Source organism: Arthrobacter sp. StoSoilB22, assembly GCF_019977315.1.
In the GTDB taxonomy this organism is placed as follows: domain Bacteria; phylum Actinomycetota; class Actinomycetes; order Actinomycetales; family Micrococcaceae; genus Arthrobacter.
Window position 1 is genome coordinate 2,107,846 of record NZ_AP024652.1, and the last position, 19,142, is coordinate 2,126,987.

General features: G+C 61.7%; 15 protein-coding genes. 8 read left to right on the forward strand and 7 right to left on the reverse strand.

Annotation, left to right across the window (positions count from 1 at the left end):
- The first annotated feature begins 381 nt into the window (after positions 1-381).
- Both LDN70_RS09900 and LDN70_RS09905 read left to right on the forward strand, forming a co-directional pair.
- Entirely contained in the window at positions 382-1,584 is a 1,203-nt protein-coding gene (locus LDN70_RS09900) for a GAF domain-containing protein (RefSeq protein WP_342211722.1), read from the forward strand.
- Between the two features lie 125 nt (positions 1,585-1,709).
- Entirely contained in the window at positions 1,710-2,153 is a 444-nt protein-coding gene (locus LDN70_RS09905; RefSeq protein WP_223942488.1) for a universal stress protein, read from the forward strand.
- A gap of 91 nt (positions 2,154-2,244) precedes the next feature.
- On the opposite strand, the gene LDN70_RS09910 is transcribed toward LDN70_RS09905, so the two are convergent.
- Positions 2,245-3,108 (reverse strand): universal stress protein, encoded by an 864-nt coding sequence (locus LDN70_RS09910; RefSeq protein WP_166842064.1) that lies wholly within the window; start codon positions 3,106-3,108, stop codon positions 2,245-2,247.
- A 99-nt stretch (positions 3,109-3,207) separates the two neighbouring features.
- Entirely contained in the window at positions 3,208-4,593 is a 1,386-nt protein-coding gene (locus tag LDN70_RS09915) for an MBL fold metallo-hydrolase RNA specificity domain-containing protein (protein ID WP_223942489.1), read from the reverse strand.
- Between the two features lie 254 nt (positions 4,594-4,847).
- Here LDN70_RS09915 and LDN70_RS09920 point away from each other — a divergent pair, with 254 nt between their 5' ends.
- On the forward strand, positions 4,848-5,543 hold the full coding sequence (locus LDN70_RS09920) for a response regulator (RefSeq protein WP_142939388.1): 696 nt from the start codon (positions 4,848-4,850) through the stop codon (positions 5,541-5,543).
- 3 nt (positions 5,544-5,546) lie between these two features.
- Here LDN70_RS09920 and LDN70_RS09925 read toward each other — a convergent pair whose 3' ends face one another.
- Positions 5,547-7,262, reverse strand: coding sequence for a sensor histidine kinase (locus tag LDN70_RS09925; protein ID WP_223942490.1), 1,716 nt, complete (start codon positions 7,260-7,262; stop codon positions 5,547-5,549).
- Between the two features lie 148 nt (positions 7,263-7,410).
- On the opposite strand from LDN70_RS09925, the gene LDN70_RS09930 reads away from it, so the two are divergent.
- The 3 genes from LDN70_RS09930 to LDN70_RS09940 all read left to right on the forward strand — a co-directional run bounded on the left by LDN70_RS09930 (position 7,411) and on the right by LDN70_RS09940 (position 11,035).
- Positions 7,411-7,881: a pyridoxamine 5'-phosphate oxidase family protein gene (locus tag LDN70_RS09930; protein WP_223942491.1), complete on the forward strand. Its 471-nt coding sequence runs from the start codon at positions 7,411-7,413 to the stop codon at positions 7,879-7,881.
- Positions 7,882-8,023: 142 nt separating this feature from the next.
- Positions 8,024-9,091 (forward strand): zinc-dependent alcohol dehydrogenase family protein, encoded by a 1,068-nt coding sequence (locus tag LDN70_RS09935; RefSeq protein WP_223942492.1) that lies wholly within the window; start codon positions 8,024-8,026, stop codon positions 9,089-9,091.
- A gap of 9 nt (positions 9,092-9,100) precedes the next feature.
- Positions 9,101-11,035: a heavy metal translocating P-type ATPase gene (locus LDN70_RS09940; protein WP_223942493.1), complete on the forward strand. Its 1,935-nt coding sequence runs from the start codon at positions 9,101-9,103 to the stop codon at positions 11,033-11,035.
- Here the strand turns inward: LDN70_RS09940 and LDN70_RS09945 are convergent.
- The gene (locus tag LDN70_RS09945) at positions 10,974-11,396 is read right to left on the reverse strand and encodes a pyridoxamine 5'-phosphate oxidase family protein (protein WP_142939383.1); all 423 of its coding nucleotides are present in this window, start codon (positions 11,394-11,396) and stop codon (positions 10,974-10,976) included. The two genes, LDN70_RS09940 and LDN70_RS09945, sit on opposite strands and share 62 nt — an antisense overlap.
- A 209-nt stretch (positions 11,397-11,605) precedes the next feature.
- Between LDN70_RS09945 and pta the strand changes: the two genes are divergently transcribed.
- On the forward strand, positions 11,606-13,681 hold the full coding sequence (pta, locus tag LDN70_RS09950; RefSeq protein WP_223942627.1) for a phosphate acetyltransferase: 2,076 nt from the start codon (positions 11,606-11,608) through the stop codon (positions 13,679-13,681).
- On the opposite strand, the gene LDN70_RS09955 is transcribed toward pta, so the two are convergent.
- The 3 genes from LDN70_RS09955 to LDN70_RS09965 form a co-directional block, all read right to left on the reverse strand.
- A complete protein-coding gene (locus LDN70_RS09955) occupies positions 13,678-14,136 on the reverse strand; it encodes a universal stress protein (protein ID WP_223942494.1) in 459 nt (152 codons plus the stop codon). The two genes, pta and LDN70_RS09955, sit on opposite strands and share 4 nt — an antisense overlap.
- A gap of 67 nt (positions 14,137-14,203) precedes the next feature.
- On the reverse strand, positions 14,204-16,804 hold the full coding sequence (locus LDN70_RS09960; protein WP_223942495.1) for a cation-translocating P-type ATPase: 2,601 nt from the start codon (positions 16,802-16,804) through the stop codon (positions 14,204-14,206).
- Between the two features lie 216 nt (positions 16,805-17,020).
- A complete protein-coding gene (locus LDN70_RS09965; protein ID WP_223942628.1) occupies positions 17,021-17,815 on the reverse strand; it encodes a universal stress protein in 795 nt (264 codons plus the stop codon).
- Between the two features lie 170 nt (positions 17,816-17,985).
- Between LDN70_RS09965 and LDN70_RS09970 the strand changes: the two genes are divergently transcribed.
- Complete coding sequence (locus LDN70_RS09970) at positions 17,986-19,140, forward strand: acetate/propionate family kinase (protein ID WP_223942496.1); 1,155 nt, start codon at positions 17,986-17,988, stop codon at positions 19,138-19,140.
- The last annotated feature ends 2 nt before the right edge of the window (positions 19,141-19,142 follow it).

The following is a 19,142-nucleotide window of genomic DNA, read 5'->3' on the forward strand; positions in this document are numbered from 1 at the left end:
GTGCCTCCTGCTTTCCCTCCCAGCATGTGTGGTGCCGGAATCAGGAAACAGGGCCGAAAGTCACTCCGGATTTCGGGACCTAAGACTTTGCCCGGGAGTATCGGTCCGAATTATCGGCGACTGGGCGAGACCATTGTTCAGGGCACCACCAGCCCGGACAAATACCGAGTGTTTAAACCTTTACTGGAGTCCGGCAGGGAGATGTTCTTGTATCCACAGGAGTCCCTTAGACTCGGCAAAGAAGTACTCTCGCTTGGCACAAGGGAGGCATGACCTGTGGGCGCAGACCAACCGTGGAGGTCCCCACTGAAGGGGCGTGTAAATACGCTCCTTAGCGAATTCGTGGAGCGGGCCGACGAATTGCTTCATGCCCAGGAGCAAATGAACACTTTGCTTGATGCGGTCATGTCCATGGCGGACAAACTGAGCTTGGAAGCCGTTTTGGACCGGGTGGTCACGTCAGCCTGCACCCTGGTGGATGCGAGATATGGTGCCTTGGGTGTCATCGGTGAGGATCAGCAACTTAGTCACTTCGTCACTGTGGGGATTGACGACGACGGCATCAGGTCAATTGGTGATCTGCCAACTGGTCACGGCGTGTTGGGCCACTTGATCCGGGAACCGCTGCCCTTACGGCTCCACGACCTTGGCCAGCATCCGATGGCGAGTGGATTCCCCAGGAACCATCCCCCCATGAAAAGTTTCCTCGGCGTACCCATCCGGGTCCGCGACGTCGTCTTTGGCAACCTGTATTTGACGGAAAAGAAGGACGGGCTGGATTTCACCGCTGCCGATGAAGAGTTGGCTGTAGCCTTGGCGGCGGCCGCCGGGGTTGCCATCCAGAACGCCCGGCTGTTCGACGAGAGCCACCGCAGGCAACGGTGGCTCGAGGCCGGTGTGGAGTTAGGTAGCCTGCTGATCGCAAACGAGTTCGACGACGGCGCCAGTCACCTTGATCTCGTGGCCGAAGCGGCCCTTCGGGCGTCGGAATCCATTCTTGCTGTCGTTGCGGTCCCAGCGTCAGACGGAAGAGTGCTGTGCCGGTCGGCGATCGGGGTACAGGGCCTCTACGCCGGGCAGGAGCTCACCGGTTCGCAGATCGTGTTATCCGTTATCGAAACCGGCGAATCCCTTGTGGTGAAGGACCCTCATCACGTTCTGGGCGTTGACTTGACGGAGAAGCTGGGCCCTGTGCTTGTGTCGGCTTTGGGTCATCGTGGAACGGACAATGGAGCCCTCCTGTTGGCCCGCGGTACCGGGGCTCCCGCATACACCCGTTCGGATGTTGATTCCAGCGCGCTTTTCGGCAGCAGAATAGGGTTGGCCTTGGATCTTGTCCGTGCGAGCGCCCTTCGGCAACAAAGCGTGGTGCTCTCGGACCGGGAACGCATTGCGCGCGATTTGCACGACTTGGTGATTCAACGCTTGTTTGCTGCGGGTTTGGGCATTCAAAACCTCAGGCGATTCATGGATGATCCGGCGGCGTTGGAGCGGATGGCGGCCCTGACCGAAGAACTGGACGAGACGATCCGCACGCTGAGGTCGACCATCGAACAACTCCGATCCGCAGATAAGGCTGGCTGAGGTCCGCGCCACTGTGACCTTCGGCCCTGTTCCCCGGTAGCCGTTCACGCCATTCTGGCAAGACTGCACGTCATAAGTTCAGGAACGCCAGAGCGCGATAACACCAGAGAGTGCCGGAGGACATCATGGTAGGGAACACATCGCCAGGCAGGGTAGTTGTAGGTGTGGATGGATCGGAGGCATCCATTGAGGCGCTCCGCGAGGCTCAGCGCATTGCCGTCCCGCTGGGGGCGACCGTTGAGGCCGTTGCGTATTGGGATTTCCCGCCGGTTTACGAAGGCTACGTTGCCATGGGGATCACCGGTTTTGAGGAAGCGGCCGGACAAGTCCTGAACGAGTCAGTCGAAAAGGCATTCGGCTTTGACGTGCCTGACAACGTCATTTCGCATCTGGAACAGGGCCATCCACGGCAAGGACTGATCAAAGCAAGCCGCGGAGCAGAGTTGGTAGTCGTCGGCAGGCGCGGCCATGGCGGCTTCGGCGGTCTACTGATGGGATCGGTCAGTTCGGCCTGCGTCGCACACGCACAATGCCCGGTTCTTGTGGTGCACACCCCCGAAAAGGGATGATGAATGAGTGCTTAACACGAAAGTGCGGGCTTGCCCGGGGGCCGGCAAGTCCGCACTTTCAGTGCCCCGGGTTCGGGGTGTGATGGTTCTTTCAGTCGGAGTGCTTGACGGGGCTGATGCGCGCGATAATCGTGGGACACGGCAATTTGGTGAGAACCGCATGCGCCGTCGAACCCAACAAGAGGCGTTTGAAGGCGCCCCGTCCGCGGCTGCCAACCACCAGCAATTGTGCAGTGGCCCCGGCCGCGAGCAGTGCTTCCGCGGGCCGTGTGTGGGTGTCGAGGACCTGGTGCACCACCAAATCCGGGTACTTGTCTGCCAATCCGGCGACGGTTTCGGCCAGTACAACGCGCTCCTCTTCCGTGATGACCTCAAAGTAGTTGGTGCGGGGTACACCGCGGGTAACCCACGGTTCCGGCGTGAGGAAGGCATGGAGAACAGTCAGCTCCTGGCCCTGACGGTCGGCCTCCGCCGCAGCGAACGCGACGGCCTGGGTGGACTCTTCAGAACCGTCCACTCCGACCACAATTCCTTTGCGGTTTGTCATGTCGTGCTCACCGATGACTGCAACGGGACAGCGCGCCACGGCAGCAACCTGCAAGGCGCGATCGGTCAGGGAACCGCCAGCCCAGCCATGGCCTGAACCAATGACCACCATGGCGGCCTTTTTGGATCTCTTGCCCAAAGCGTAACCGGCACCACCCGAGACGAGGTCGGTGGTGACCTTGACGGTGGGTTCCATCTTGGCGGCCCGGTCCTTGGCGGCTGCAAGAAAGTTGATGCCGGATTCCCGGATCCATTCGTTGTACCCCACAGAATCGTACGCCCAGCGGTCGTCCACGGCGTGGACAAGCTGAACCGGCAGCTTCAAGGTGGCTGCTCGATGCATGGCCCATCCCATGGCAGCCTCGCTGCTGGGTGAATCGTTGACACCTACGACAATTGCTTCATTCATGGCTGGGCCCGTTCTTCGTTGACGAGTTCCCCGGACCTTTGCCGGGGCCTTGTTGCCAGTTTGTACCGGGTTCATAGGACCGGTTAGGGCCGGAAGTCCTTATTCCGGTGTGGCGATGGAGACGGTCTCTTGATATTCCGGTACACGGGCCTTCCACCCCAATTCGTATTTGATGCGGAGGCGAAGGGCTTCAGATGCATCCGGCTCTCCATGGGTGATGTACGTCATTCGTGGGGCTTGCGCGGCTGAATGCATCCATCGGAGGATGGCATCGGAATCGGCGTGTGCGCTGAAACCTTCCAATTGGACCACCTCGGCCCTGATCTTGACGTCCTGCCCATAGACCCTCAGTTCACGCGAACCTGCCGCCAGCGCTGCACCCCTGGTGCCGGCGGCCTGGTATCCGCTCAGGACAATCGCATTGTTGGGGTCATTGCCGTACGCCTCGATGTGATGCAGAATCCGTCCACCCGTCAACATCCCGCTTGCGGAGATGATGATCATGGGGCCACCCCTGAGGTTCAGGAGCTTGGAATCGTCCGCCGTCCGGGTCATGACGGCCACCCCGTACATATCCTTGAATTCATCCGGGCGCAGGCGGTGTTCGTCCGGATGCTTCTGGTACATATAGGAAGCGTCTATGGCCATGGGACTGTTCAGATAGACGGGAATGTCCGGTATGGCACCTTTTCTGCGAAGCCTTGCCAACTGAAGCATGAGCGTTTCGGCCCGGCCAACGGCGAATGCCGCTACCAGAATCACTCCTCCCCGCTTGGCCACCCGGGAAATCACCTCGCCGAGTTCAACTTCCGGGCTGCTGGCTGGATGCGTCCTGTTGCCGTACGTGGACTCCGTCACCAACACGTTGGCTGCCTCCAGCTGCCGGGGAGGATACATGAGGGGGTCATCGTCGCGGCCCAGATCGCCGGTGAAATGAAGGGAGTTGCCGCCCACCCGGATCTGAAGCTGGGCTGCTCCTAAAATGTGGCCGGCGGGTACGAACGTGGCCTCGACGCCGCTGCCGAGGTCGAGGGGCTCATCGAACGCAACGGGGTGGAAGCTGTTGAGCGACTTCACGGCATCGGCCGCTGTATAGAGCGGCAAAGCAGGGGTGTGGATAGAGGACCCACGGTGATCGGCGTACCTGGACTCTTCTTCCTGCAGGTGTCCGCTGTCGGGCAACAGGAGTTTGCACAGTTCATTCGTCCCGTGAGTGGCGTAGACAGGACCTCTGAAACCATCCTTCACCAGCTTGGGAACATAGCCCGTATAGTCCAGATGGGCGTGCGTCAGCAGGACGGTATCAATGGAGGCAGGGGATACTGGGAAGGGCTGCCGGTTCCGCAGGCGCAGCCGTTTGTAGCCCTGGAAGAGCCCGCAGTCCACAAGGATTCGAGTTCCGTGGAAGTCCACAAGGTAGCGCGAGCCGGTAACGGTGTCCGTTGCGCCAAGAAAGCGGAGCGTAGAGGGGTTTTTGGTGCTCATGACGATGCTTCATCCTTAAGGCAGGGCACGGCTGGCTCCTTCTTGATGTCCGACGTTGCACTTTTAGCCGAGTGCTTCTGCGGGCTTGTTCTTCCAGCGTCGGCACATTGGACCGTTCTGGACAGGGCCAAAAGTCACGTGCTGATGAAGGGTCCTTGGACCCTTGTGGCCAAGGCGCCCGTCAGCAAGAATTTGGCAGAGCCGCCCGCACAGGCCCCGGAGTATGCGGTCACCGACCGTCGGACAGGAGAGTCATGGATCGCCGAGAAACATCCGGCCACAGGACCGATTCCCCAGGAGAACCAATCCGCGTGTTCATACTCGACGACCACGAATTGGTTCGTCGGGGGCTCCAAGAACTCTTGGAAGGTGAAGGCTTCGTGGTGGTCGGCATGTCCGGGTCCGCCGAGGAAGCGACGCGCCGGATTCCTGCGTTGCACCCGGACGTCGCTGTGCTGGACGCACGGTTGCCCGACGGGACGGGAATTGAGGTATGCCGTGACGTGCGTTCAGTTGACCCTTCGCTGAACTGTCTCATACTCACCAGCTACGACGACGAACAAGCCCTCCGCGGCGCCGTCCTTGCCGGTGCCGCCGGGTACGTCCTGAAAGAAATCGGCGGAATGGATTTGCTTGGCGCCCTGCGCAAGGCTGCCAGGGGCGAGTCGCTGTTCGATGAGGCCGTCAAGACGAGGATCATTCAGGGCCTCACGGAGCCGAAGAAACAGGATCCCCGAGTCTCGTCCCTCACACCACAGGAGCGCCGGGTCCTCGAGTTCGTTGGGCAAGGTATGACCAACCGCCAGATCGGAGAGGAAATGCTCCTGGCAGAGAAGACGGTCAAGAACTACGTCTCATCCCTCTTGGCCAAACTCGGGTTCGAACGCCGAACCCAGGCGGCGGTTTTCATGGCTCATTCTTCCGAAGAGGATGCCGGGAACCGGCACTGAGGATCAGGACAGCGGGACCGACCATGTTAGCGACGTCCCCTTGCCTGGTGCGCTGGTGACGCTATAAGTGCCATTCATTTCCGCTGCCCTGCGCGCCTGGTTCGTTAGGCCGTTCCCCGGCGCCGGATCCTTAAAACCGCATCCATCGTCCGCCACTTCAAGTGTCAGCCGGCCTTCGTGGACCGCCACGGAAATATTGACGGACGTGGCTCCTGAATGACGCGCCGCATTGCTGAGGCTCTCTGTGAGAACGGCCAGCAGGTGTTTTATGGTGGTTTCGTCGGTGAGGGAGTCAACGGGGCCGGCCAAGGTCAGATGCGGCGCGTAGGGCAAGGATTTGGCACCGGCTTGAATCGACTGAAGGATGCGGCCGCTCAACGGCTCGCGCTCGTGGGTACTGGCCTGAAGCGAATAAATGGTGTTGCGGAGATCGCGGATGCTGGTGTCCAGCTCTTCGGTGACGGAGTCGATCCTGTTCAGAGCAGACTCGCCAGTGGTAAAACGCCGAAGGCTCTGAATACTCAACCCCGCGGCGAAAAGCCTTTGGATCACCAAGTCATGGAGGTCCCGGGCGATCCTGTCGCGGTCCGAGAACACCACTACTTGTTCCCGGAGCCTGTGAATCCGTTCGAGTGCCAGCGCGAGTGCCACATGCGAACCGAAGACCGCACCCATCTCCACATCCGTCTTGGAAAAATTTCCTGTACCAGGATCACGTGCCAGGATCAAAAGCCCATGATGGGCTCCTTGGGCGGTGAGGTCGATGATGAGGAGCTTGGCTGGCCCTGCATGCCCGGCAATACCAAGGAGTTCCGTGGAGTCATCGAGGCAGAGCGGCTTCCCTTCTCGTCCCACTTCATGGACTCCGGCGGCATCCATTGGCAGTGATTTGCCAGCGAAATCATCTCCGCGTTCCCCTGCCGTGCCCGCGACTTCATACGCGCCTCCCGGAGAGGACGGGACCAGTATCAAGGCCAGATGGGATGCCGATTCCCGCAAAGCCCTGGCAGCGATCAAGTTCAGCGCTGAATTCTCGGCCCGGTCCACCTGGTCACCACCGAGCATTCTCCCTGTGACGTCCATGCATGCTTCGAGCCAGGACGTCCGCCGTCGGGCGTCTTCATACAGCCGGGCGTTCTCGATTGCCACACCGGCCGCCGCTGCCAACGCCACGGCAAGGTCCTCGTCCTCCGGCGTGAAGTCCCCGCCACCGTCCTTCTCCGTCAGATAGAGGTTGCCGAACACCACGTCTCTCACCCGTACAGGAACTCCGAGGAATGACTTCATGGGCGGGTGGTGTTGGGGAAATCCGTAGGCCTTCGGGTGTTGGCGCAGATCGTGGAGGCGAAGCGGCACAGGCTCGGTGATGAGTAGGCCGAGCACACCGTGTCCGGTGGGGAGGGGGCCGATCCGGGTGGCCTGCTCGCTGTCTATCCCGACGGTGATGAAATGGCTGAGCGCGTTGTCCTCACCAATGACGCCCAAGGCCCCATAGCGGGCGTGAAGCAAGTGGCAGGCGGAGGTCACCACACGGTCGAGCACGGCCTCGAGGCTTAAGTCCTCCGCGACGGCCACAACTGCTTCGAGCAGACCCCGCGTTCTTTCCTGTGCCTGTAGAAGCTCCCCGGCGCGCCCAACGAAGTCCTTCAAAAGGTCTTCAATCGGAATCCGCGATTCAAGCTTCGGCTTGCGGGGCTCAGGAGTTTCGGATGGGTTCACCAGTACCTTTCGACGAACGTACGAGATCCTGCCTCGGGGCCGCAGGGCTCCTTTGATGCCAGACTACTCTGGCGCCTCTGAAGCGGCTACGGCGCATGTGGGCCTTTGTGCCCTGTTGTCCCGGCGCCACCAGACCTACGGTCTAACCATGACGAACAAACCCACGGTTCCGGAAGCTGAGATCCTGGACAACAAGCAGTGTTGGGAGCTGCTGCGCAGCGTCTCAGTGGGCCGCCTCGCAGTTTGGGCGCACGACCACCCCGACATCTTTCCCATCAACTACAAAGCAGACCACGGCACGCTGGTCTTCCGCACTGGCGAGGGGAGTAAGCTCCACGCCGCCCTCAGCGCCACGCCTGTAGCACTGGAAGCGGACGGAGTCGACCCGAATACGGGCGTCGCCTGGAGCGTCGTGGTCAAGGGAAAAGCAGAGAGCATCAAGCTGACCCAGGAAGTGCTGGACACTGTCGGTCTGTTGCTTTTCCCATGGCAGGCCGGGCGAAAAGACCATTTTGTCCGAATCGTTCCCACCTCGTTGACCGGACGCCGCTTCAAGGTGACCCCGCCGCTGACGTGGTGGAGTCCGCTCGACGACGCCACCAGGGCGGGTTTGGAATGAAAACCGGGTTTGGACTGAAAACACAGCCAAGCGCCGCCGCCGCACGTCACGCCCCGGACGAATGCCGGAACGTGCTGGAGCAGAGCAACTGTGCCCGTCCGGCCATCCTGGTGGACGGACATCACAAGGACGGAACAACACCATGAAGGCACTCGTTTACGGTGGCCCCGGAGAAAAGTCCTGGGCGGACGTGCCGGATCCTGTCATCCTGCATCCCACAGACGCAATCGTGCGTATAGACACCACTACCATTTGCGGTACCGATCTGCACATCCTCAAAGGGGACGTCCCTGCGGTCCAGCCGGGACGCATCCTGGGGCACGAAGGGGTGGGGACTGTCACCGATGTGGGGAGTTCAATCAGTGCGCTCCGCCCAGGAGACAGGGTGATCATCTCCTGCATCAAGTCCTGCGGACACTGCGGAAATTGCAGGAAGGGCCTGTTCTCCCACTGCCTCGGGGACGAAGGACAAGCCGGAACCGGCTGGATCTTCGGCCACCTCATCGACGGGACGCAGGCCGAGTTCGTCCGTGTTCCCTATGCAGAAAATTCCCTGCACAAACTGCCCCACGGCGTCACCGACGACGAAGCCGTGATGCTTTCCGACATACTTCCCACGGCCTTCGAAATCGGAGTCCAAGCCGGACACGTGGCCCCGGGAGACGTCGTGGCCATTGTAGGGGCTGGACCCATCGGCCTTGCGGCCATGGCCACGGCCGGGCTCCACGGTGCAGCCACGGTAGTGGCCATAGATCCCGACGAGAGCCGGCTGGCCAAGTCCCGTGACTTCGGAGCCACGCACACGGTCAACCCCACCAAGCCCGAGTGGATTGCGGACGTTCTCGCCCTCACCGACGGGGCTGGTGTGGACGTGTCCATGGAAGCCGTGGGAATACCGGAGACCTTTGACATGGCCTTGCGCCTGGTCCGCCCCGGCGGGCACGTGGCCAACATTGGGGTCCACGGAAAACCCGTCCAACTTCCGCTTCAGGACCTGTGGATCCAAAACATCAACATCAGCATGGGATTGGTCAACACCAACACCACCCCGATGCTGCTTCGCCTGGTGGCCCAGCATAAGCTCCCCGCTGATAGGTTTGCCACCCACCACTTCGGCCTGGAACAGATCATGGATGCCTATGACACGTTCTCGCGTGCCGCGGAAACAGGGGCCCTGAAAGTGGTTCTGAGCCGAAAACCTCATGACTGATCCGCGAACATGAGACAACGGCTGCTGAACTCGGCCCTGCGCTTTCCGTTAGTGACAGGAACCTTGGTGGTGCTCGTCGCCGTCCTGATCCTCGCCGTCAGCGGACAAGTACCTGCGGCCCAGGGGCTCGCAAGCATCTTTGCCCTCAGCGTTGCCCTCTACCGGGCCGGCACCATGATCAAAGGGCTCCTGCGCGGACGCTGGGGCATAGACCTCCTGGCCGTGATGGCCATTTGCTCAACAGTTGCGGTGGGGGAATACCTGGCATCCCTGATCGTGGTTCTGATGCTGACAGGCGGCGAAGCGCTGGAACAATTTGCCCAAGGCCGCGCCACCAGAGAGCTCCGTGCGCTCCTGGACCGGTCCCCGCGGAACGCGCACCGCGAACGTCCCGGAATGCCCGTGGAGGAAATCTTGGTGGATGCCGTGGTCCCCGGAGACGTACTGCTGGTCAGGCCCGCAGAGTTGGTTCCGGTGGACGGTACCTTGCTCTCCGACGTCGGAATATTTGATGAGTCAGCGCTGACAGGCGAAAGCCTACCTGCTGAGCGAACCAGGGGCGACCTGCTGCTCAGCGGCACTGTCAACGGGGCCGATGCCGTGCGTATGGAGGCCACAGCCACCGCAGCGGATTCGCAGTACAGCCAAATAGTTGCCTTGGTTCAGGAAGCCGCGGCAAGCCGCGCTCCGACGGTACGGCTTGCCGACAAATATGCGGTGCCGTTCACGCTGGTCGCCTTGGTGCTGGCCGGCGCTGCGTGGTTCTTCAGCCAGGACCCGGGTCGGTTCGCTGAGGTGCTGGTGGTAGCCACCCCGTGCCCTTTGCTGATAGCTGCACCTGTCGCGTTCCTCGCGGGGACCAGCAGGGCCGCACATGCCGGCATCATCATCAAAAACGCCGGCACGCTCGAGCAACTCAGTAGAGTCAAGACCGCCGTCTTCGACAAGACGGGGACCCTCACTCAAGGCAACCCTTCTTTGGCTGAAATCCGGGTGGCCCCCGCCTCAGATCTGTCCGAAGACGCCCTCCTGCAATTGGCCGCCTCCGCCGAGCAGTATTCCACCCACGTCCTGGCGGCGTCAGTCATGGCAGAAGCCCGAGCGCGCGGCTTGGCGCTGGTACCGGCAACGGGCGCGAGCGAACAGGCAACCAACGGTGTCACGGCCGACTGCGGAAGCCACCACGTCGTGGTAGGTAAACCCGCTTACGTCGGTTCCTTGGTGAGCGGCTTCGATATGACCACACTGCCTGCAGGCCATCTGGGGATTTACGTCGGCGTGGATGGTCGGTTTGCCGGCACTCTGATCATGAGCGATCCATTGCGCCCAAACGCAAAGGACACCCTGACGGAACTTCGGAGTCTCGGGGTCGGGGAAACGATGCTCCTCACCGGAGACGCTGCAACCACAGCCGAACACATCGCCAGGGATGCGGGCATCAGCAACGTCCTGGCCGAATGCCTGCCTGCTGACAAAGTTGCCGCCGTAGCCGCGCTTCCGCACAGGCCCGTGATGATGGTGGGCGACGGCGTCAACGACGCTCCGGTACTGGCAGCGGCCGACGTCGGCATCGCCATGGGTGCCAAAGGCGCCACTGCGGCCAGCGAGTCGGCGGACGTGGTGATTATGGTCGATGACCTGTCCAAGGCCGCGCTGGCGGTTGGCATCGGGCAGCGTACCCTTCGAATCGCCCGGACCAGCATTTGGACCGGGATACTGCTGAGCCTCGGCCTGATGGTGATGGCCTCGCTGGGCATGATTCCAGCCGTCGCCGGGGCGCTGCTGCAGGAGCTGGTGGATCTTGCCACCATTCTCAATGCCCTCAGGGCCCTGGGCCCTGGACGGTCTGTTGCGTCGGTGCCGTCAGCGGATGCCCGTGGGGTCAATACCGCTCCGGCTCATCACCGAGTTCAAAGTGGCGGCCATGGACCCGGGTGGGAGTGATCTCCACGTAGGTGTATTTACGCGTCGGAATCCACGGCTTCAGGGGCAGCTTGTCCGCTTCGTCGATCTCCGACTGCGACTCGATCACCCTGGCAGTGCCCTTAAGGACAACACTCCATGCTTCGGCGTCGGCGATCTCCTCCACTTCGAAGGCGACCTTCTCATTCACTGTCAGCTCGGCGAGCTTAGTTCCGGGGTTTGTCCGCAGCAGCAGCCGCTGGTTGTGGGCGATGAAGTTCAGTGGGTAGATGTCCGGTTCACCCAGGACGCTGACAGCCAAGCGACCATGCTGGTTACGTTCCAGGACCTTCCATGAGTCGGCTTCGGATAGGACCGTTCCGGGGCGTTCATCGGTTTCCATGATCTCGGTCTCCTGGGTGGGTGATGGCTGCTGGCGGATCGCCACGTCGCCGGTGATTCGATGCTCCCGAGCCTATGGCTGGCTTCCCGTCCCCAGTAGAGTCCAAGGTCCCGGGGGCGGGAGCAGCCATCATGACCTTCGACTCTGGCGGTGAGGCCCTGCGGGGTGCAACTGTGAAGCATCGGATGATCGGCCCGGAGGGAAACACCATGGTCCACGGCGTATATGTTGTGTCCGGCGCACCCGAAGCCGGGAAGTCACTGGTGGTCTTGGGGCTGGCTGACGCGCTGCACCGCAGAACGGGCCGAATGGGAATCTACCGGCCAATTGTGAACGGAACAGATCCGGCCGACGACCCACTGCTTCGGATGCTTCGCAGGCGATACAAGGTGGAGTCAGTCCGCTGCAGGGCAGGAATGACGTTGGCTGATGCCCGGGCAGCGCTGGCGGCAGGCCGCGAGGACGAGGTTTCTTCCCAGGCACTGGAGGAGTACGGACGCATCGCCGAAGAATGTGACGTTGTTGTTGTGGACGGTTCGGACCTCTCAGGCCCGGACGCCGGGAGGGAGTTCGACCTGAACGCCCAACTGGCCAACAATCTGGGACTGCCGGTCCTTGCGGTCATCGGGGCCCAGGGATTGGGCCCGGAGGAGACCACCCAGGCGGTGGCCGACGCGTCACAGCAGCTGGAGGCAGCCAGATGCCCGGTGTTATCCGTTGTGGTCAACCGCGTCCGGCCAGCAGACATCGACACAGTTCGGGGAGCTGTTAGGGCGGCCACGGGAGGCCTTCCAAGCTACGTGATTCCCGAGGTTCCTGAGATATCGGCGCCCACCGTGGCCGATGTGGCGATGACATTGTCTCTTGAATGGTTCTCGGGCAGATCAGAGCTGGACCGGGACGTGGGCGGCGTGCAAGTGGCCGCTATGAACGCGGAGAACTTCCTGCGGATACTTGAGCCCGGGAACCTGGTGATTGTTCCCGGGGATCGCACTGACATCGTCATGGCTTGCATGGCCTCGGCGTTGTCACCGGAGCTGCCCACGCCGTCCGGAGTCATCCTGACTGATGGCCTGGTCCCTGCCAGCTACGTGCTGCCATTGATGGCACATGCGCCATTTCCTGTATTCGCAGAATCCGCGGATGCCTCCACTACGGCTCAACGTGTTTCGCACGTCCGCAGCGAGATCCACACCGGAGAAAGCCGCAGGGTGGCAGCAGCATTGGGCATCTGGGCTCGCTCCATCGACGAAAAGGAGTTGCTGGAACGTCTGGCGCTGCCGCGTCCGGCGACCATGACGCCGTTGCGATTCCTCAATGACCTCGTAGAACGCGCCCGCCAGCAGAAGAAACGCATCGTTCTGGCTGAGGGCAAAGATAGCCGGGTCTTGCGTGCGGCGGAGATTCTGCGTCGCCGGGATGTGTGCCACGTGACGCTTCTAGGGAATCCGTCTGCGGTCCGCGAGCTTGCCGAAGCCGAGGGCATCGAGTTGGGTGGCATCACCATCGTGGACCCCGCCCATTCGCCATTACGAGAGCGATTCGCCCTGGAATATCAGCGCTTGCGCGCCCACAAAGGCGTGATCCTGGAACGTGCCAGGGAAGTCATGCTCGATGGCGCCTACTTTGGCACCATGATGGTCCACCTGGGGGAGGCCGACGGGATGGTCTCCGGAGCGGCGCACACCACGGCCAACACGATTCGCCCGGCGCTGGAGTTCATGAAAAGCCAGCATGGCAACGGACTGGTGTCCTCGGTGTTCTTCATGCTGTTTCCGGACCGCGTACTCGTGTACGGAGATTGCGCCGTAGTGCCGGATCCAACGGACCGGCAACTGGCGGACATCGCGCTCGCATCGGCGACGACGGCGGCGCAGTTCGGCGTTGAACCGAGGGTTGCAATGTTGTCATACTCCACAGGCGTATCCGGCGGCGGAACGGCCGTGGACAAGGTCAAGCGAGCTACGGATATGGTCGCCGCTGCCCGGCCGGACCTCGCGGTGGACGGCCCCATACAGTACGACGCCGCGGTGGATGCAGCTATCGCGAGTTCAAAGTTGCCGTCATCTGCTGTGGCGGGCAGGGCCACAGTCTTCGTCTTCCCTGACCTGAACACAGGCAACAACACCTATAAGGCCGTGGAGCAGTCTTCCGGTGCTGTCGCCGTCGGGCCCATCCTTCAGGGGCTCCGCAAACCCATCAATGACCTGTCCAGGGGATCGACGATCGAGGACATCATCAACACTGTCGCCATTGCCGCTGTCCAGGCGCAGTCGCCTAGCTAGCCCTTTTTATCCTGAGTGACCACCAGGACGGGGCACTGCGCATGGGCCGAGCAAGCCCTGCTGACGGATCCCATTGGCTGATTGAAGAAGCCACCGGAGCCCCGCCTCCCCACCACGAGCAGTTGTGCCCCATGGCTTTCTTCGACAAGGACTTTGGCTGGTTCACCGAATTTGACCGTCACCGTTAGATCCTTGGGGCGGTCTGCGCCGAAGGCTCGCTCCAAGGCCTCCTCGACCAGCCGCTCGGCGGTGTCTTCCAATTCCGTGGTGAAGCGTGTCAACTCGGGCTCAAAACGCGAGGCTAAGTAGTAGTCGGACATACCAATACAGGTGATTACCTCCAAGGGGCCTCCCAACGCAGCTGCCATGCGGCCGGCCATCTGCAGGGTATTGGAGGAATATTCGGATCCATCGACGCCGACAACGATCCGATCTGAGCGCGAGTGTGTATTCATGGGACCAGCCTGCTCTTCCACCGGTCCGCGCCACTAGGGTCGAAGGGCACGGATCCGGCAGACTGCCCTAATGGGTGTGGGTCCCTCCGTGACGCAGCCGTTTGTAGAGCCAATCCGCCCCCAGAACGCCTGGAATCGCGAGGAGGGCAACGGCGAAGCCAGGGAGGGGAGGAGGAGCCTGGCCCAGGATGCCGGCTACGGGTGGTACATAGAGGAACAGTGCTAACGCCGCCAGTTCCACCCCTACAGCCCACAGCAGCAACGTATTGGTAAACCATCCCTGCTTCCACGCGGGAACGGTAGCACTGCGGCAAGCGAAGGCAGTTGCCAACTGGCCAAGGACCACCGCTGTGAACGCGGCCCCTGATGCGCCCATCAGCACAACGGGGTCCAGCGGGTCCCCACGGCCCCAACCGCTGCCAAAGAGAACCACGGAGAAAGCCCCCATGGCGAACAACGCCTCCGTGGGACCCATGACAGCAAACACCCTGAGCATGAGTTGCCGATCCAGGAGATGCCGTTTTTCGGGAGGCCTGCTCAACACCCGCTTGCCTGGTGGTTCCGCCCCGAGGGCCAATGCGGGAAGCAGATCGGTTCCGATGTCCAAGGCCAGGATCTGGAGAACGCCGAGGGCCAAGGGGAATTGACCACCGGAAAGTGCCCAGATCACGAAGGGCGTCAGTTCAGCGACGTTGTCAGTCAAGTGGTAAGTGAGGAACCGATGAATATTTGAGTAGGTGGCCCGGCCCTGTTCTATGGCGGCAACGATGGTGGCGAAGTGGTCATCCAGGAGCACTAGGTCTGCTGCCTCGCGGGCCACATCGGTGCCACTGAGTCCCATGGCCACGCCGATATCGGCTTGACGTAAAGCGGGACCGTCGTTGACGCCGTCGCCGGTCATGGCAACAACGTGCCCGCGGCTCTGCAGGGCTTTGGCCACCCTCAGTTTCTGTTCGGGAGAAACCCGGCTCACCACCACTCCATCACGGTCCAGCAGTGCCCCGAGGACTTGTTCGTCATGGGGGAGTTCAGCGCCTTGAAAGACCATGTCCGGTTGCCCCAGGAGGCCGATTTCCCGTGCAATTGCCGCTGCGGTGGAGGGGTGGTCGCCGGTGATCATCGCAATACGGATTCCTGCACCCCGGGCGGTTTTGATGACATCTGCCACGTCCGGACGGGGTGGGTCATGGAGGCCAATGAGGCCTATTCCTTCGAGGTTCAGCTCAGCCTCTTCTGCGGCCCGCTCACGCCAACTGCCGGCTGCTCCAGGCAGTTCCCTCGTGGCGACAGCAATGACGCGGAGGCCTTTGGCAGCCATGGTTTCTACTTCCCGGGACAGTTGAGTGGCTTCGACTCCGCAGAGGGGAAGGACGGATTCCGGAGCTCCTTTCACATATAGTGTGTTGCCCACAATGACCGATTCCCTCCGACGATCGGCGTCGAAGGCGAACCGTACCTCTGGCTGAAGTTCCTCAGGTGCATTCCCCACAAGGCGTCGGGCCAAAACATCGATCGCCGCTTCCATTGGATCTCCGCTGGCCACCCATTCCTCGCCGTGGAGCACGGCGCGGCCCTGCGACGCGGCGCGGGCCGCACTGGCCACCCGGAGGGCAGAGGGACGGCCTGGCCCATCAACCCGGGCCTCAGGCGTATAGCCGTCACCGCTGATATGTAGCGGCCCTTCCAGCGTGAAGACCTCGACGGCGTTCATCCGGTTTTGCGTCAGCGTTCCGGTTTTGTCGGTGCAAATGAAGGTGGTGGAGCCAAGGGTCTCCACGGCTTCAAGATTGCGGACGAGTGCGTTTCTCGACGCCATACGCTGTGCGCCCATGGCCAAGGACAGGGTAACCGTTGGCAGCAAGCCCTCGGGGATCAGCGCAACCGCAACTCCAATGGCAAACAGGAAGGAATCACGCCACACAATTCCGACCAGAAGTGAGACCACGAAGAACAGCCCGGCGACGGTGAGGGCCACCATGGCAACCAAGCGGACTATTCTGCGCAGCTCCATGGTCAGCGGAGTGGGCGGAGACTTGGTGCCGCTGGTCAGCGCTGCGATGGCGGCTAGCTTGGTGTTGGCTCCGGTGGCCGTGACCAACCCTTCCGCTTCGCCGTTGACCAGGAACGTGCCGCCCCATGCAGTGTCCGTCGCGGATTTGGGTACGGACTCGCTCTCACCGGTGAGCATCGATTCATCGACGCTGCATGCTGACGCCGAAATGAACTGCACGTCTGCCGGCAACCTGTCGCCTGCGGCCAGAACCACCACATCTCCCGGTACCAAGGCATTCGCATGCACCCTCTGAAGCCGCCCATCCCGCCGGACAGTGACGTCGGCCGGGAGCAGTCCTTGCAATCGTTCGGCTGCGTGTTGGGCCCGTTCCTGCTGGATGTGGGCGAAAACGCCGTTGACGATCACCACGATGATGATTGCGATGCCCAGTTGTGGCATGCCTGCCACGTAAGCGAGCCCAGCTGCAACCCATAGCATCAGGGCGAAGAAGTGGGTCAGTTCCCCGAGCAGCTTCCGCCATGGGGGGACCTTTCTGGCGGTGGGTAGAACGTTTGGTCCGGTTCGTCGCAACAGATCGCCGGCCGCCTGCGAGCTCAGGCCCTCGGCGCCCGGGGTCTCGGACAGTGAGGCCGAAGGTGTGTTCCCAAGGGACATCTTCTCTCCAATGCAGGAATGCCTGTTCGATGAAAGACTCCATCGGGGAACTGCCCGCGTCTAGGGTCGAAAGGCATGGTCGGGAGGGGCCGGACCATGAATCAAGCTCGACGTTCTTCGGGTGAGGGGGTGATTGCCGTGGAAGCCGATGGGTTCAACCGTTACGGGAGAGCCGCCTGGAGTTGTCCCTCAGAGGTAGCCCACCGGCATCTCAGGCTAGCTTCGGGTCAGTATAGTGGGACACTGCACCTGCAGGAGCACATGCTGGGCAACGGAGCCCACCAGTACGCTCAAACCGCCTCGCCCTTTGCAACCCATGACCAGCAGCTGTGCTTCTGCTGCAGCAGTTATCAGCGCTTCTCCGGGGCCACGGCTGGTATCCAGGACTTCCTTCACCACGACGGACGGGAACTCGTTCTTGACCCGCCGGACAGCCGCGTCAAGGACGTTCCTGCCCTCGGCAGGGTCAACCCCGGGACCCGTTACGTGGACAATGGTCAATTCATCATCCAAACGTTGGGCCTCCCTGGCCCCTTGATCCAGGGCATCCACTGACTCAGGGGAGCCGTCGACGCCAACCACTACGCCGGAACGCTCTTGGCGGGCAAGGTCGGGAACAACGGCGACGTCGCACTTGCTGGTAACAGCAACTTGGAAACTGACCGAACCGTATCCCTGCCCCTCCGTACCGGGTCCGCGGTCTGTGCCCACCGCCACCATCGAGTAGGCCGATGACATGGAAGCGATCGTTGTGGCAGGTTCGCCTGACAACCGGTGAGTCGTGATGGCCAGAAGGGGAAAGGCTGCCGCCAGCCGTTCCGCTTCCTCGGTGAGCAGATCCTCAGCGCGGCGTAGCGCCAGTTGACGGTCGCTCTCCCGGGGGTAAGCCCACCGATCGGGGATTACATGGACCAAGGCCAGGCCAAGGTCAAGGGACTCCGCGCGGGCCGCAGCCCAGTCGGCCACAGGAGACCTCGCCCGTGAGCCGTCGAGGGCAACCAGAATCTGCATCTTCACGAACCGATGTTCCCTTCGGATGGCCAACGGTGGTGCTCTCCACTATCTGCCGGCCGGTCCGTCGTCGCAAGGGCCGGAAGGCCCTCCCGCTTAATAGCTCAGTGCACTAGGGTCCAGAGGAGAGGCATCCACCTTCCCCTTCCCGGCGGACGTGAAAGGAGAATATGCGCGTCCTTGTGCTGAACCCCGGCTCCTCATCGCTGAAATACCATGTGCGGGACACCTCAGCTTCCCACCCTGGAACGGACATCCTGGCGTCCGGACAGGTGGACTGGCCACCTGATGAGCGTTCTACTCAGGACGGCCTGCACTCTGCCTTTGAAGAACTCGATGTCACCGTAAAGAGCCTCGGATCCGCAGGGCCGGAGGCGATTGGTCACCGCGTAGTCCACGGCGGCCCACGGTTCAGCAGCCCGGTACGTGTCACAGCGGACGTAATAACCGCCATTGAAGACCTCAGTCCCTTGGCGCCACTGCACAACCCGGCCAGTATTGCCTGCATGGACGCCGCCGGTAAGCGTTGGCCCGACCTCCCACAGGTGGCCGTCTTCGACACGGCTTTCCATCGCTCCATTCCGGACTTCGCTGCGCGCTACGCCATACCGGAGGACGCCTACTTGGCGCATCCTGTGAGGCGCTACGGGTTCCACGGGATCTCGGTGGAGATGGCCTGCCGCGACACTGCAGAGTTTCTCGGGATTCCGATTGCGTCTTTGAATGGGATCGTGGCGCATGTTGGCAATGGCGCATCCGTCACCGCCCTAAGACAGGGGCTCAGCGTGGACACCTCCATGGGAATGACCCCACTGGAGGGCCTGGTCATGGGTACGCGCTCGGGAGACCTGGATCCCTCAATTGTCTTGTTGATCCAGCGCGGCGGTGCAACTGCCGAAGAAGTTGACCATATTCTGAACCACCGCTCGGGCTTACTTGCGGTGGCGGGAACCGCTGACATGCGTGAAATTGGCCTTGCTGCTCTTCAGGGAGAACCTGGTGCGATTCTCGCCTTGGATATGGCTGCCTACCGTCTGGCCAAATACATTGCTTCCTATTCCATGGTGGTTGGCCGGCCCAACGCTCTGGTGTTCACCGGAGGCGTGGGTGAGAACTCTGCACTCTTCAGGGACAAGGTGGTGGCATGGTTGGGACCACTGCGGCTTTGGCTTGATGAGGAAACGAATACGGCCAGTAAGGACGGCATCCGAAAAATCAGCGCCACGGACTCCGCATTTCCTGTGCTGGTAGTGCCCAGCGATGAAGAACGCGCCATAGCAGAATCGACGGCGGCTTTGCTCGCCATGCCCCCGAAGGAAAGGTGATT

Bases quoted from the DNA above. Each gene is read 5' to 3' on its own strand.
- LDN70_RS09940 (WP_223942493.1), top strand. From the start codon at position 9,101: ATGAGACAACGGCTGCTGAACTCGGCCCTGCGCTTTCCGTTAGTGACA.
- LDN70_RS09905 (WP_223942488.1), top strand. From the start codon at position 1,710: ATGGTAGGGAACACATCGCCAGGCAGGGTAGTTGTAGGTGTGGATGGA.
- pta (WP_223942627.1), top strand. From the start codon at position 11,606: ATGGTCCACGGCGTATATGTTGTGTCCGGCGCACCCGAAGCCGGGAAG.
- LDN70_RS09915 (WP_223942489.1), bottom strand. From the start codon at position 4,593: ATGAGCACCAAAAACCCCTCTACGCTCCGCTTTCTTGGCGCAACGGAC.
- LDN70_RS09970 (WP_223942496.1), top strand. From the start codon at position 17,986: ATGCGCGTCCTTGTGCTGAACCCCGGCTCCTCATCGCTGAAATACCAT.
- LDN70_RS09920 (WP_142939388.1), top strand. From the start codon at position 4,848: ATGGATCGCCGAGAAACATCCGGCCACAGGACCGATTCCCCAGGAGAA.
- LDN70_RS09930 (WP_223942491.1), top strand. From the start codon at position 7,411: ATGACGAACAAACCCACGGTTCCGGAAGCTGAGATCCTGGACAACAAG.
- LDN70_RS09955 (WP_223942494.1), bottom strand. From the start codon at position 14,136: ATGAATACACACTCGCGCTCAGATCGGATCGTTGTCGGCGTCGATGGA.
- LDN70_RS09935 (WP_223942492.1), top strand. From the start codon at position 8,024: ATGAAGGCACTCGTTTACGGTGGCCCCGGAGAAAAGTCCTGGGCGGAC.
- LDN70_RS09965 (WP_223942628.1), bottom strand. From the start codon at position 17,815: ATGCAGATTCTGGTTGCCCTCGACGGCTCACGGGCGAGGTCTCCTGTG.
- LDN70_RS09960 (WP_223942495.1), bottom strand. From the start codon at position 16,804: ATGTCCCTTGGGAACACACCTTCGGCCTCACTGTCCGAGACCCCGGGC.
- LDN70_RS09945 (WP_142939383.1), bottom strand. From the start codon at position 11,396: ATGGAAACCGATGAACGCCCCGGAACGGTCCTATCCGAAGCCGACTCA.
- LDN70_RS09910 (WP_166842064.1), bottom strand. From the start codon at position 3,108: ATGAATGAAGCAATTGTCGTAGGTGTCAACGATTCACCCAGCAGCGAG.
- LDN70_RS09900 (WP_342211722.1), top strand. From the start codon at position 382: ATGAACACTTTGCTTGATGCGGTCATGTCCATGGCGGACAAACTGAGC.